Annotated in this window: 15 protein-coding genes; 13 read left to right on the top strand and 2 right to left on the bottom strand. The window is 64.6% G+C overall.

Annotated elements, in window-relative coordinates; genetic code table 11:
* From ribD to CK222_RS18060, 6 genes are all read left to right on the top strand, one after another.
* Positions 1–1,128: a bifunctional diaminohydroxyphosphoribosylaminopyrimidine deaminase/5-amino-6-(5-phosphoribosylamino)uracil reductase RibD gene (ribD, locus tag CK222_RS18035; protein WP_176477669.1), complete on the top strand. Its 1,128-nt coding sequence runs from the start codon at positions 1–3 to the stop codon at positions 1,126–1,128.
* 61 nt (positions 1,129–1,189) lie between these two features.
* Positions 1,190–1,807 (top strand): riboflavin synthase, encoded by a 618-nt coding sequence (locus tag CK222_RS18040; protein ID WP_095801276.1) that lies wholly within the window; start codon positions 1,190–1,192, stop codon positions 1,805–1,807.
* Positions 1,808–2,239: 432 nt separating this feature from the next.
* Positions 2,240–2,734 (top strand): 6,7-dimethyl-8-ribityllumazine synthase, encoded by a 495-nt coding sequence (gene ribH, locus CK222_RS18045; RefSeq protein WP_067000738.1) that lies wholly within the window; start codon positions 2,240–2,242, stop codon positions 2,732–2,734.
* Positions 2,731–3,225, top strand: a complete 495-nt coding sequence (gene nusB, locus CK222_RS18050) for a transcription antitermination factor NusB (protein WP_067000741.1) — start codon at positions 2,731–2,733, stop codon at positions 3,223–3,225. The genes ribH and nusB overlap by 4 nt, the downstream gene beginning before the upstream one ends.
* A complete protein-coding gene (locus CK222_RS18055) occupies positions 3,222–4,442 on the top strand; it encodes an MFS transporter (RefSeq protein WP_095801277.1) in 1,221 nt (406 codons plus the stop codon). The genes nusB and CK222_RS18055 overlap by 4 nt, the downstream gene beginning before the upstream one ends.
* A 234-nt stretch (positions 4,443–4,676) precedes the next feature.
* Positions 4,677–6,818: a sodium-translocating pyrophosphatase gene (locus CK222_RS18060; protein WP_067330052.1), complete on the top strand. Its 2,142-nt coding sequence runs from the start codon at positions 4,677–4,679 to the stop codon at positions 6,816–6,818.
* 139 nt (positions 6,819–6,957) lie between these two features.
* Here CK222_RS18060 and CK222_RS18065 read toward each other — a convergent pair whose 3' ends face one another.
* The gene (locus CK222_RS18065) at positions 6,958–7,473 is read right to left on the bottom strand and encodes an outer membrane protein assembly factor BamE (RefSeq protein ID WP_067000750.1); all 516 of its coding nucleotides are present in this window, start codon (positions 7,471–7,473) and stop codon (positions 6,958–6,960) included.
* Between the two features lie 116 nt (positions 7,474–7,589).
* On the opposite strand from CK222_RS18065, the gene CK222_RS18070 reads away from it, so the two are divergent.
* From CK222_RS18070 to CK222_RS18100, 7 genes are all read left to right on the top strand, one after another.
* Positions 7,590–8,132, top strand: a complete 543-nt coding sequence (locus CK222_RS18070; protein ID WP_095801278.1) for a ubiquinol-cytochrome C chaperone family protein — start codon at positions 7,590–7,592, stop codon at positions 8,130–8,132.
* Between the two features lie 11 nt (positions 8,133–8,143).
* A complete protein-coding gene (locus CK222_RS18075; RefSeq protein WP_067000755.1) occupies positions 8,144–8,692 on the top strand; it encodes a DUF177 domain-containing protein in 549 nt (182 codons plus the stop codon).
* A gap of 130 nt (positions 8,693–8,822) precedes the next feature.
* Positions 8,823–9,893 (top strand): phosphate acyltransferase PlsX, encoded by a 1,071-nt coding sequence (gene plsX / locus CK222_RS18080; RefSeq protein WP_067000757.1) that lies wholly within the window; start codon positions 8,823–8,825, stop codon positions 9,891–9,893.
* 9 nt (positions 9,894–9,902) lie between these two features.
* On the top strand, positions 9,903–10,874 hold the full coding sequence (locus CK222_RS18085) for a beta-ketoacyl-ACP synthase III (RefSeq protein WP_067000775.1): 972 nt from the start codon (positions 9,903–9,905) through the stop codon (positions 10,872–10,874).
* Between the two features lie 102 nt (positions 10,875–10,976).
* Complete coding sequence (locus CK222_RS18090; protein WP_067000778.1) at positions 10,977–11,300, top strand: integration host factor subunit alpha; 324 nt, start codon at positions 10,977–10,979, stop codon at positions 11,298–11,300.
* A 125-nt stretch (positions 11,301–11,425) separates the two neighbouring features.
* A complete protein-coding gene (locus CK222_RS18095) occupies positions 11,426–11,965 on the top strand; it encodes a MerR family transcriptional regulator (protein WP_067000781.1) in 540 nt (179 codons plus the stop codon).
* Between the two features lie 105 nt (positions 11,966–12,070).
* Positions 12,071–12,373 carry a DUF883 family protein gene (locus tag CK222_RS18100; RefSeq protein ID WP_067330064.1) on the top strand — a complete coding sequence of 101 codons (303 nt, stop codon included), beginning with the start codon at positions 12,071–12,073 and terminating at the stop codon, positions 12,371–12,373.
* Between the two features lie 105 nt (positions 12,374–12,478).
* Here the strand turns inward: CK222_RS18100 and CK222_RS18105 are convergent, their stop codons facing one another.
* Positions 12,479–12,739: a hypothetical protein gene (locus tag CK222_RS18105; RefSeq protein ID WP_067000787.1), complete on the bottom strand. Its 261-nt coding sequence runs from the start codon at positions 12,737–12,739 to the stop codon at positions 12,479–12,481.
* Between the last annotated feature and the right edge of the window lie 315 nt (positions 12,740–13,054).

Below are 13,054 nucleotides of genomic sequence, written 5' to 3' on the forward strand. Positions count from 1 at the left end.
ATGGCGAAAGCTCAATTGGGCGGGGCCGAGCAAGCAGCCCTTGATCGCCGTTTCATGGCGGCGGCCATCCGGCTGTCGCGCCGCAATGCCGGCCGCACCGCGACCAACCCTTCCGTCGGCACCATCATCGTGCGCGACGACGGCGCCGGCCCGATGATCGTCGGCACCGGCGTCACTGCTGTCGGCGGCCGGCCGCACGCCGAGACCGAGGCGCTGGCCGAGGCCGGCGAACTGGCCCGCGGCGCCACCGCCTATGTGACGCTTGAGCCCTGCGCCCATCACGGCCGCACGCCGCCTTGCGCCGCCGCGCTGGTCAATGCCGGCATTGCGCGCGTCGTCGGCGCGGCAAGCGATCCCGATCCGCGCGTTTCCGGCAAGGGTTACGCCATGCTGCGCGCCGCCGGCATCGAGGTCGTGGAGAAGGTGCTCGCCACAGAGGCCGCCGAGCAGATGGCCGGCTATCTGATTCGATCTTTGAAGAAACGTCCCGAAGTGACGCTGAAGCTTGCGCTTTCGAGCGACGGCAAGATCGGCCGCAAAGGCGCCGGCCAGGTCGCCATCACGGGTGAGATCGCCAGGCGCGAAGTCTATCTTATGCGCGCGGAGGCCGACGCTATCCTCGTCGGCATCGGCACTGCGCTGGAGGACGACCCGGCGCTGACCGTGCGCCTGCCGGGGTTGGAGAACCGCTCCCCGGCTCGCATCATCCTCGATCGCCAGATCCGGCTGCCGGAGTCGTCGAAGCTCGTTTCCGGGGTGGATCGTGTCCCGCTCTATGTCGCGGCATGCGCCGAGGCCGACCCGCAGCGGCGGGCTGCGCTCGAACGCGCGGGCGTGCACTTCATCGGCACTGAAACTTACGAGAGCGAAGTAGCCCTGCCGGAACTGCTCGAGGATATTGCAGCCCTCGGCATGGCGAGCGTGCTGGTCGAAGGCGGCGCCAAGGTAGCCGAGGCCTTCCTGGCGGAAGACCTCGTTGACCGCATCGTCCTGTTCCAGGGACCGGAGGCGATCGGCGAGGATGGTATCGCCTCGCCGATCGACGCTGCGCATATCCCGCCGGGATTCCGCAAATTGCGTGAGATGCGCTTCGGCGAGGACAGCTATGCCGAGTGGGTAAGACCATGATCCCAAAAAGTGGGAAATGGTTTTCGGATAAGAGCATGGTCAAACTGGAAGACACGATCTGATGTTTACGGGAATCGTTACGGATGTCGGCACTGTCGCTTCGGTGAAGCCGCTCAGCGAAGGCGTCGGCCTGCGCATCGACACGGCCTATGACCCGGAAACGATCGCGATCGGCGCTTCGATTTCCTGCGGCGGCGTCTGCCTGACCGTAACGGCGCTGCCCGAAAACGGCTCGAACGCGCGCTGGTTTGAGGTCGAAGCCTGGGAAGAGGCGCTCAGGCTGACGACTGCATCCGGTTGGAAATCGGGCACCAGGATCAATCTCGAACGGGCGCTGAAGATCGGCGACGAGCTCGGTGGCCATATCGTCTCCGGCCATGTCGACGGCACGGCGGAAATCGTGGAGCGCAGGGAAGAGGGCGATGCCGTGCGCTTCACGCTGGAGGCGCCGCGTCACCTAGCGAAGTTCATCGCGCCGAAAGGCTCCGTCGCGCTCGACGGCACCTCGCTTACCGTCAACAAGGTCGAAGCTACGCGCTTCGATGTGCTTTTGATCCAGCACTCGCTGAGCGTCACTACCTGGGGCGAGCGCCAGGCTGGCGACCGCGTCAACATCGAGATCGATACCATGGCCCGGTATGCCGCGCGCCTCGCCGAGGCGGCGAAACAGGGGCTTTGAGCGAAACCGACCGGTTCCGGGGAGGCGGCGCGGATCGCTGAGGCGCCACGTCGCGCCGGCGCCTCAGCTTCCCTTCTGCTCACGCGATCTGCGGCGCCCCGGCTGGCAACGTCTAAGTGATCAAAGAACAACGAGCCCGATCAGATCAAATTCATCGATGTGGTCAGGCTGGCGGTTACAGGCGGCCTCGAGCGGACGCGGGCACAATATGCCCGCCTGTTCGAAGGCGTCGGACTGAAGCTTGAGCGGGTGATCGGCCCTCGAGCATCGATCTCGAACATCGAGGCTTTGCCCGCTAGCTGAAGAAAGCCCCGGAAGATCGCGCGGCTTGGGATCCGGACCTTGTCGGGAGATGCTGTGTCGGGCGGCAATCTTGTGCTTGCGATCGATCCGGCTTCGGCCTAAGTCACCGGCAACCCCCCGGAGACGTTTATGGCAGGCATATCCCAACACGGCAAAGCGTTCATTCGTCCGCAGGCGAAGGCGCATCTGCTTATCGTCGAGGCGCGTTTCCACGACGACCTCGCCGACGCGCTGCTCGAAGGCGCGACCAGCGCGCTGGACGAGGCCGGCGCCACTTATGACGTCGTGACTGTTCCTGGCTCGCTCGAAATTCCGGCCGTCATCACCTTCGCGCTGGACGGTGCCGGCGAGGGCGGCGTACACTATGACGGCTTCGTCGCGCTCGGCACCATCATCCGTGGCGACACCTATCATTTCGACATCGTCGCCAATGAATCGAGCCGTGCGCTGATGGATCTTTCCGTGCAGGAAGCGGTCGCGATCGGCAACGGCATCCTGACCACCGAAAACGATGCGCAGGCCTGGACGCGGGCCAAGCGCACCGAAGGCGACAAGGGCGGCTTTGCCGCCCGCGCGGCGCTGACCATGATCGCGCTCAAAGAGAAATTCGGAGCCCAATCGTGAGCGATCCTGCCCAGACCGGTGCGGCGCGCCACGCCAACAAGCGCGGTGCCGCCCGTCTTGCCGCCGTCCAGGCGCTCTATCAGATGGACGTGGCCGGCAGCGGTGTTTTCGAGATCACCGCCGAATACGAGGCCTTCCGCCTCGGCAAGGAAGTCGACGGCGCGCTCTATCGCGAGGCCGACGCGCAATGGTTCCGCGCCATCCTGACCGGCGTCGTCGAGAACCAGAAGACCATCGATCCGATCATCCGCCAGGCGCTGACCGACGACTGGCCGCTGTCGCGGCTGGACTCGACGCTGCGCGCCATCCTGCGCGCCGGCGTCTATGAGCTGATGAAGCGCGAGGACGTGCCGGTGGCCGTGATCGTGTCGGAATATGTCGACATCGCCAAGGCCTTCTACGAGGAAGACGAGCCGAAGCTGGTCAATGCCCTGCTCGACCGTGTCTCGCGCCGGGTACGTGGCGAGGGTCGCGGCAAGGACGCATCGTGACCGCCACGGCAGTCGTCGCTGACGCCGGCAGGGAAGCGCGCCGCACGGCAGTGCTCCTCGCGGCCGCGCAGGCGATCGTCGGTTCCGCCGCGCCGATCGCCATTTCGATCGGCGCGCTTGCCGGCCAATACCTGCTCGGCCAAGACAAATCTCTGGCGACGGCGCCGGTCACCGGCTTCAACCTCGGCGTTGCGCTCGGCGCCCTGCCGGCGGCCGCCATCATCCGCCGGCTCGGCCATCGCGGCGGCTTCATGATCGGCACCATCGTCACTGCCCTCGGCGGGCTGATCGCGACGCTCGCGCTCTTTCAGGCGAGCTTCTGGCTGTTCGCCTTTGGCCTGGGCGTGATCGGTGTCGGCGGCGCCTTCGTGCAGCAGTTCCGCTTCGCCGCCGCCGACAACGCGCCGCCGCAATTCAAGGCGCGCGCCATCTCCTTCGTGCTGGCTGGCGGCATCGTCACCGCCATCCTCGGGCCTCAGATCGTCATCTACACCGGCGACCTTCTGGCGCCGGTGATGTTTGCCGGATCCTTCGCCTCCATCCCGGTGCTGGCCGCCATAGGCGCGATTATCCTTTCCTTCCTGCATACGTCCAGGCGGACGAGCAGCGCCGCCGAAGCCGCCGCAAGCGACGCACGTCCGCTGGTCGAGATCGCCACCCAACCGCGTTTCGTCGCGGCGCTGTTCTGTGCCGTAGGCAGCTATGCGCTCATGAGCTTCGTCATGACCGGCGCGCCGCTCGCCATGGTCGGCTGCGGTCTTTCGACCGACGATGCCACGCTTGGCATCTCCTGGCACGTTATGGCGATGTTCGGGCCGAGCTTCTTCACCGGTTCGCTGATCCACCGCTTCGGCGCCGAGCGCATCGTCGCTATTGGGTTGGTGCTGCTCATCGCCTGCGTAGTGGTGGCGCTCTCAGGCCTTGCGCTATGGCAGTTCTGGACCGCGCTGATCCTGCTCGGCCTCGGCTGGAATTTCGGTTTCATCGGCGCGACCGCCATGGTCGCCGCGAGCTACCATCCATCCGAAAAAGGCAAGGTGCAGGGCTTCCATGACTTCGTCCTGTTCGGCTCCGTCGCCTTCGCCTCGCTGATGTCGGGCGCGGTCTACAATGCCTGGGGCTGGACCATGCTGAACTGGATCGTGTTCCCGGTCGTTGTGCTCTGCTTCCTGGCGCTCGGCACCCTGAAGCTGCCGGGCTTGCGCCGCGCCAACTGACATTGCGCCGTTTGCCGGTGCGCAATCGATCTAAATGCACGGCGGCCCCTGCCGGTGAGTCGCGGCGTTCGTCTTTCCGGCGAAAGCGGGCAAAAACCGAACAATATCTTGACGTTCCCAGCCCTGTTTCGCATACACCTTAGCCAAGGGGTGGATTCCGCGTGCGGCGTTCATCTCCGTCCCAACGGCCCAGGGAGGGGTTCTTCTGGGCCATCAATCGAGGAAAATTCGGCAATGACCATCATTACCGCCGTCATCGCCTGCGGCTTGCTGTCAGTCCTGTACGCCATCTGGGCGACACGATCGGTCCTGGCGTCCGATCAGGGCAACCAGCGCATGCAGGAAATCTCCGCCGCCATTCGCGAAGGTGCTCAAGCCTATCTGGCGCGCCAGTACACCACCATCGCCGTCGTCGGCATCGTCGTGCTTCTTCTCGCCTGGTGGCTGCTCTCCATCACGTCCGCGATCGGCTTCCTGATCGGCGCGGTGCTTTCGGGCGCTGCCGGCTTCATCGGCATGCATGTCTCGGTGCGCGCCAATGTCCGCACCGCGCAGGCTGCTTCCAACAGCCTCGCCGCCGGCCTCGACATCGCCTTCAAGTCGGGCGCCATCACCGGCCTGCTGGTGGCGGGCCTGGCGCTGCTCGGCGTCTCCATCTACTACCTCATCCTGACCGGCCCGATGGGCCTGCAGCCAAACGACCGCATCGTCATCGACGCGCTGGTCTCGCTCGGCTTCGGGGCCTCGCTGATCTCGATCTTCGCCCGTCTCGGCGGCGGCATCTTCACCAAGGGCGCCGACGTCGGCGGCGACCTCGTCGGCAAGGTGGAAGCCGGCATTCCGGAGGACGATCCGCGCAACCCGGCCACCATCGCCGACAACGTCGGCGACAATGTCGGCGACTGCGCCGGCATGGCCGCCGACCTGTTCGAGACCTATGCGGTGACGGTCGTCGCCACCATGGTTCTGGCCGCAATCTTCTTCGGCGGCACGGCGGTGCTGGGCGCCGCCATGCTCTATCCGCTCGCCATTTGCGGCGCCTGCATCCTGACCTCGATCGTCGGCACCTTCTTCGTCAAGCTCGGCTCCAACGGCTCGATCATGGGCGCGCTCTACAAGGGCCTGATCGTCACCGGCCTGCTGTCGATCGTCGGCCTGGCCGTCGCCACTTCGGCGACGCTCGGTTGGGGTGAGGTCGGCACCGTCGCCGGCATCGTCATCACCGGCAAGAACCTGTTCATCTGCGGCCTGATCGGTCTTCTGGTGACCGGCCTCATCGTGGTGATCACCGAATACTACACCGGCACCAACAAGCGCCCGGTGAATTCGATCGCCCAGGCCTCGGTGACCGGCCACGGCACCAACGTCATCCAGGGCCTCGCGGTCTCCTTGGAATCGACGGCGCTGCCGGCCATCGTCATCGTCGGCGGCATCATCGCCACCTACCAGCTTGGCGGCCTGTTCGGAACTGCGATCGCCGTCACCACCATGCTCGGTCTCGCCGGCATGATCGTGGCGCTCGACGCCTTCGGCCCGGTCACCGACAATGCCGGCGGCATCGCCGAAATGTCGGGCCTGCCCAAGGAAGTGCGCCACTCCACCGACGCGCTCGACGCGGTCGGCAACACCACCAAGGCCGTGACCAAGGGCTATGCCATCGGCTCCGCCGGCCTCGGCGCGCTGGTGTTGTTCGCCGCCTATTCGAACGACCTCAGGTTCTTTGCCGCCAATGGCGACAAGTACCCGTACTTCCAGGGCATGGGCGAGATCTCCTTCGACCTTTCCAACCCGTATGTCGTTGCCGGCCTGATCTTCGGCGGCCTCATTCCGTATCTGTTCGGCGGCATCGCCATGACCGCCGTCGGCCGCGCGGCGGGCTCGATCGTCGAGGAAGTGCGCAAGCAGTTCCGCGAGGACAAGGGCATCATGGCCGGGACCTCGAAACCGAACTACGCGCGCGCCGTCGACCTGCTGACCCGGGCAGCGATCCGGGAAATGATCATCCCGTCGCTGCTGCCGGTGCTGGCGCCGCTCGTCGTCTATTTCGGCGTGCTCCTGATCTCGGGCTCGAAGGCCTCGGCCTTCGCGGCCCTTGGCGCCTCGCTGCTCGGCGTCATCGTCAACGGCCTCTTCGTCGCCGTCTCGATGACCTCCGGCGGCGGCGCCTGGGACAACGCCAAGAAGTCGTTCGAGGACGGCTTTACCGACAAGAATGGCGTCAAGCACCTGAAGGGCTCCGAGGCTCATAAGGCCTCGGTCACCGGCGACACCGTCGGCGATCCCTACAAGGACACCGCCGGCCCGGCGGTCAATCCGGCGATCAAGATCACCAATATCGTGGCGCTGCTGCTCCTGGCCGTGCTCGCGCACGGCTGAGCCACATTCTTTCTGCACCAAGTGACCCGCGGGAGCGAGCCCGCGGGTTTTGTTTACGGCCAAGCCGTTTCGGCGAAACAAAAAACCCGCCGAAGCGGATTCGGCGGGTCTTGGTCCGTGGACGTCGCTGACAGCGAACTCAGGGCGTGCCGCCGCCCGGGATCCCGGGCGCCAGCTTGCTGGCGCCGTTGATGATCTGGCTGAGGAAGTTCTGGTCCTTGCCGCCCGTCGGCGTCGTCCTCGAGATGAAGTCGAAGACCTTGCCGTCCTTCAGGCCGTAATTGGCGATCTGGGTGACGCGGCCGTCGGCGCCGAAATAGACCGCCAGCACGTGCTGGTCGACGATGCGCGGGTTGTCGAAGGCGACGTAGCGCTTGCGCGTCTGTGAGATATAATAGAACGCCTCGTTGTCGAAGGTCGCCGTCGTCGACGGCGTGCCCAGCGCAAGAAGAACCTGCTCGCGACTCGATCCGACCGGCACCGAGTCGATCGCCGCCTGGTCGATGACGTAGCCTTTCGTCAGCGTCTCGCTCGGACGCAGATCACCGAACATCTTGGACGAATTGCAGGCGGAAAGCGCGGATACCGCCACCAGCAGAGTGGCCACGCCCGCCCGCACAGGCATGAAAAACGACTTGAATTTCAGCGCACCCAACAACAATTCTCCATCACATCCCCGCAGCTTGCGCTGGGCCGCAAAACCGGTAAACCAGCTTGCATGCCGATGCAACAAGGCCAAATCAAACAAAAGGTCCCGGGAGACCACCCTCAATGTTCCAGCGCCTTTTTGGTCGCGAACGTCACGCCAACCGCGCCATCACCGAGGCGCTCTACGCACAAATCGTGGCGGCGGCGCGGCAAACGGTGTTTTATTCCGACTGGAATGTGCCGGATACGCCGCTCGGCCGCTTCGAGATGCTGTCGCTCCATATGTACCTGATCCAGCACCGGCTGCGCGGCGAGGGCGGAGCCGCGGCCGAGGTCGCTCAGGTGCTGATCGACGAGTTCTTCCTCGATGTCGACCATTCGCTGAGGGAACTCGGCATCAGCGATGTCGGCGTGCCGAAGCGCATGAAGAAGCTGGCAAAGATGTTCTATGGCCGCACTGCGGCCTACGACGAAGCCTTGCGGGACGACGACGGCGCGGCGCTTGCCGTGGCGCTCGCCCGCAATGTCAGGCCCGAGGCCGGCGAATGGCCTGAGGCGTCGCTGCTGGCGAATTATGTTAGCGCGGCGACCGGGCAGCTTGCCGCTCAGCCGACCGAATCAATCATGGCTGGCGCCGTCGCGTTCCCGGCCGCCGGAGCCACCTGAAGGAGGCGAGAATGAAGCACGCCGAACCGCAGAGCCCCGTATCCTTTGTCGCCAATGTCGCCCGCCTCCCGCAAAAGGGTTTGCCGGTTGCAATCGAGGCCGACGAAAGGCAGCGCACTGCGCTTGCCGCCGAACATGACCTGCTTTCCGTCGAGAGCTATCGCGCCGAGCTCTTGGTGGCGTCCTGGAAACGCAACGGCGTTAAGGTCAGCGGTCGCGTCGAAGCCGACATCACCCAGGCCTGCATCGTCACACTCGATCCGGTCGCGGCTCACATCGACGAGCCCGTCGAGGCGCTGTTCTTGCCGGAGCAGTCGAAACTCGGACGCGAAGGCTTCGACGGCGGCGGCGAGATCGTCCTCGACGCCGACGGGCCCGACAGCCCGGAAACTTTTTCCGGCGACACCATCGATGTCGGGGCGCTCGCCGAGCAGTTTTTCGGCCTGGCGATCGACCCTTATCCGCGCAAGCCCGGCGCCTCGCTCGAGGGCGCGGGTGACGATCAGCCCGAGGAAAGCGAATTCCAGAAAAAGCTGCGTTCGCTGCTCGGAAAATCCTGAAGGCGGCCTGGATTTTGGAAAAGTTGGTTGTGCGGCAGCCCAAAACCGCTATTTTCGCCGAACCTTCGCGAGCCCCCTTACCTCGGCAGGCGCCCGCCGCTAGCCAGGCAAACCGTGAGAAAAACACCGCGTGATCAGGATTTCCATCGATGCCATGGGCGGGGATCACGGACCAGGCGTCGTCATCCCCGCGCTGATGACGGTCGCCATCCGCCGCCCTGACATCCGTTTCGTCATCTATGGCCGCGAGGACGCTGTGCGTCCCGAACTGGCCAAGTTTCCCAAGCTCGCCGAGGTGAGCGAGTTCGTCCATTGCGAGATCGCTGTCAGGATGGACGACAAACCGAGCCAGGCGCTGCGCCACGGCCGCTGGAAATCGTCGATGTGGAAAGCGGTCGAGGCGGTGAAGAACGGCGCCGCGCAGGCCTGCATCTCGGCCGGCAACACCGGCGCGTTGATGGCGATGTCGAAATTCTGCCTGCGCACCATGGCCACCATCGACCGCCCGGCGATCGCGGCGCTTTGGCCGACGACGCGCGGCGAGAGCGTGGTGCTCGATGTCGGCGCCACCATCGGCGCGGATGCGCATCAGCTCGTCGATTTCGCCATCTTGGGCACCGGAATGGCGCGCTCGGTGTTCGGTATCGAGCGGCCGAGCGTCGGCCTGCTCAATGTCGGCGTCGAGGAGATCAAGGGCCAGGAGGAGGTCAAGGAGGCCGGGCGCATGCTGCGCGAGGCCAACATGGCCTCGATGAACTATCGCGGCTTCGTCGAGGGCGACGACATCGGCAAGGGAACGGTCGACGTGGTCGTCACCGAGGGCTTTGCCGGCAACATCGCGCTCAAGACCGCCGAGGGCACCGCAAGGCAGATCGCCGGCTATTTGCGGGCCGCCATGAGCCGCACGCTGATGGCCAGGATCGGCTACGTGTTTGCCAAAGGTGCCTTCGACCGGCTGCGCGAAAAGATGGATGTCGGCCGCTCCAATGGCGGCGTCTTTCTGGGCCTGAACGGCATTGTGGTGAAGAGCCATGGCGGTGCCGATTCGGATGGCTTTGCCGCGGCGATCGAGCTCGGCTACGACATGGTGCGCAACAATCTGCTTGACCGGATCGAGGCCGATCTCGATCTGTTCCATGCGCGCAATCCGACTGCCCAGGCAAACAGGAAATCCGGCGTCGCCGTCGAGGCCGAGGAATAGGAACGAACCTTGATCAGATCAGTTGTGCGCGGCAACGGTGCCGCGCTGCCCCGCCGCATCATGAAGAATGCCGATTTCGAAGGCATGGTCGAGACCTCCGACGAGTGGATCGTCCAGCGCACCGGCATTCGCCAGCGCCACGTCGCAGCCGATGACGAGACGACGGCCTCGCTGGGCGAGGCGGCGGCGCGCGCCGCGCTCGACAGCGCCGGCCTGACGCCAGCGGATATCGACCTGATCGTGCTGGCGACCTCGACGCCTAATAACACGTTCCCGGCGACGGCTGTCGAAATCCAGAACCGCCTCGGCATGCATCACGGCTTTGCCTTCGACATGCAGGCCGTGTGTTCCGGCTTCGTCTATGCGGTCGCCACCGCCGATCTCTATATCCGCGGCGGGCTGGCAAAACGCGTCCTGGTGATCGGCTCCGAAACCTTCTCGCGCATCCTCGACTGGAGCGACCGCTCGACCTGCGTGCTGTTTGGCGATGGCGCCGGCGCCGTGGTGCTCGAAGCGGCGAAAGGGGCTGGCAACATCGCCGATCGCGGCGTGCTGGCCGCCAGCCTGCGTTCGGATGGCGTCCACAAGGAAAAACTCTTCGTCGACGGCGGCCCGTCCACCACGGGAACGGTCGGCCATCTCAAGATGGAAGGCCGCGAGGTCTTCAAGCACGCGGTCGGCATGATCACCGACGTTATCGAGGCCACTTTCGCCGAGGCCGGCATCACGGCGGAAGACCTCGACTGGTTCGTGCCGCATCAGGCCAATAAACGGATCATTGACGCTTCCGCCAAGAAGCTCGGGATAGCCGAAGAGAAAGTCGTGGTCACCGTCGATTTGCACGGTAATACCTCGGCTGCCTCCGTGCCGCTCGCTTTGTCGGTGGCCGTCGCCGACGGCCGCATCAAGAAGGGCGACCTTGTTCTGCTCGAGGCGATGGGCGGGGGTTTTACCTGGGGCGCGGTGTTGCTGCGCTGGTAAGTGCCGAGCGCGTGGGTTCGGTCCTTGACCTTGCCGGATCAATTACTTACGCTCTGCCGCTGCCTGTATCGATTTATGTTTTTGAGCTGATGGGACGGTCGCATGGGGGGAAAGACACTGACGCGTGCCGACCTAGCCGAAGCCGTTTACCGCAAGGTTGGTTTGTCGCGAACTGAATCGGCCGAGCTGGTCGAGGCCGTCCTGGATGAGATTTGCGAAGCCATCGTTCGCGGCGAGACGGTGAAGCTGTCTTCCTTCGCGACTTTCCATGTCCGCTCCAAGAATGAGCGCATCGGCCGCAATCCCAAAACCGGCGAAGAAGTGCCGATCCTGCCGCGCCGCGTGATGACCTTCAAATCCTCGAACGTGCTGAAGAACCGCATCTTGCGTTCGCACCAGAACAGCAAGGCCAAGGGCGTCAAGTAACCCTCGAATGCCGGTTGAAAACCGCGGCCCCTTTGACGCCGGGCTTGAATATCGCTTCATAAACCGCTGAAATAAGGTGCGATTCGGATCAACTCCGGATTGCGGTCCAGCGTGAGGATTCGCCCATGGACAAGAGCCCCGATGCTTTCCGTACCATCAGCGAGGTTGCGGAAGATCTCGACCTGCCGCAGCACGTGCTGCGTTTCTGGGAAACCCGTTTCAACCAGATCAAGCCGATGAAGCGTGGTGGCGGCCGCCGTTACTACCGGCCGCAGGATGTCGAACTGATCAAGGGCATCCGGCACATGCTTTATGATCAGGGCTATACGATCAAAGGCGTGCAGAAGCTGTTGCGCGAGAACGGCAACCATTTCCTGGTCGCGATCGGCAATGGCGACATGGCAGCCGTCGAGGCGATCGCGCAGCGCCGCCAGGCCGAGCAGGTGCCGCTGACCGCGGCTGCCCAGCCGCGCGGCGACGAGGATGCGCTGGTCGGTCAGCCCAAGGTGAAGCCCAGCCGCCGTTTCTTCGGCCTTGGCAAGGGAGACGACGAAGGTCCCGTGCAGCCGGACTCCTCGAAATTGTCGCGCGACAACCGGGCCTTGCTGCAGGAGGCGCTCTTCGACCTCCTGGAGTGCAAGCGCCTGCTCGACCAGGTCCGTTGAGCTTCGGGTGCCGCTCCGGCGGCTTGGACGGCCGACGTCTCTGACAGCCGGAACTGCTGTGGCATCCATGCGTTAGCCCTTCTCTGCAAGAGAAGGACATCAGGCATGGCGTGGTTTTCGACCCTTTCCGATCTTGATCTGGACAGGCAGGTCGCGGCGCTCTCGCGTCAACTTGACGATGTCAGGAAAGCCTTGGCCAAACGCGGCGACGCCTATTACGAGGACGGCCGCGAGGCGGCGTCCGATTATTATTCGCAGCTCGCCGACCGCTTTCACGAGGCGCTGCCGGCAATCAGGCGCCGGGGCAGGGCGCTCGAGCACACCGCGCGCGAGCATCCGGCCACCGTGGCCGCCGTCGGACTGGTCGTGGTCGGCCTGCTTGCCGGCCTTCTGATCAGCCGGCGCTGACTCCGGGCTGCGAAACAGAAATGGCGACCGTTCGCGCCGGCCGCCATTCCGTCAGCACGAGAGCCCAACCGGATGAAATCGGGATGGAGTGGGCTCCGGCTTCGATCAGTTCGCGAGCTTGATCCGGCTCTTAGGATCGACCTTCATGACCTGGCTGCATTTGCCGTAGACGGTGCCGTTCTTATCGGTGGCGTCGGTGTAGGTGCCCTTACAGTCGAGCTGCAGCACCAGACAGGAGCCGGAGCCTTTGCAGACCGCGCCGCCGTCGCCGGTCGGATGCGTGCCGGCAAAGGCCGGCGCGGAAACCGAGCCGAAAGCCGAGACGACGAAGGCGGCGGCGAGCGAGATACGCTTGAAGTTGGTCATTTGAGCATTTCCTTCCATTGGTTGCTGGGAGCGCTTTCTGGCGTCCCGGTCGGGTTGAGGAACGCCTTCGTGGCGTCCATGACCGCTTGGTGCGGCCTCCAATGGAAAGGTTGATGGCCCGCGCGATTTTTGTCGCCTGGCGAGCATTGCTGTGAAGGTGTCAGGGTTCAGGGATTACCGTAGGTGCCGGATCTGCCAGCAGCGCTAAGCGCTCGTTGGGCAGTGGCGACTTGATGCGGCAAGAGGTCGGGACCGCTTGACAAGCGATCGAACCCGGCTGCGCTCATCAGGGGACAGCGGGTGCTCAAAGGAGAG

Origin of the sequence: Mesorhizobium sp. WSM3866, from assembly GCF_002294795.1 — a bacterium.
GTDB lineage: Bacteria > Pseudomonadota > Alphaproteobacteria > Rhizobiales > Rhizobiaceae > Mesorhizobium.

Bases quoted from the DNA above. Each gene is read 5' to 3' on its own strand.
- ribD (WP_176477669.1), top strand. From the start codon at position 1: ATGGCGAAAGCTCAATTGGGCGGGGCCGAGCAAGCAGCCCTTGATCGC.
- CK222_RS18040 (WP_095801276.1), top strand. From the start codon at position 1,190: ATGTTTACGGGAATCGTTACGGATGTCGGCACTGTCGCTTCGGTGAAG.
- ribH (WP_067000738.1), top strand. From the start codon at position 2,240: ATGGCAGGCATATCCCAACACGGCAAAGCGTTCATTCGTCCGCAGGCG.
- CK222_RS18060 (WP_067330052.1), top strand. From the start codon at position 4,677: ATGACCATCATTACCGCCGTCATCGCCTGCGGCTTGCTGTCAGTCCTG.
- CK222_RS18070 (WP_095801278.1), top strand. From the start codon at position 7,590: ATGTTCCAGCGCCTTTTTGGTCGCGAACGTCACGCCAACCGCGCCATC.
- CK222_RS18075 (WP_067000755.1), top strand. From the start codon at position 8,144: ATGAAGCACGCCGAACCGCAGAGCCCCGTATCCTTTGTCGCCAATGTC.
- CK222_RS18090 (WP_067000778.1), top strand. From the start codon at position 10,977: ATGGGGGGAAAGACACTGACGCGTGCCGACCTAGCCGAAGCCGTTTAC.
- CK222_RS18095 (WP_067000781.1), top strand. From the start codon at position 11,426: ATGGACAAGAGCCCCGATGCTTTCCGTACCATCAGCGAGGTTGCGGAA.
- CK222_RS18100 (WP_067330064.1), top strand. From the start codon at position 12,071: ATGGCGTGGTTTTCGACCCTTTCCGATCTTGATCTGGACAGGCAGGTC.
- CK222_RS18105 (WP_067000787.1), bottom strand. From the start codon at position 12,739: ATGACCAACTTCAAGCGTATCTCGCTCGCCGCCGCCTTCGTCGTCTCG.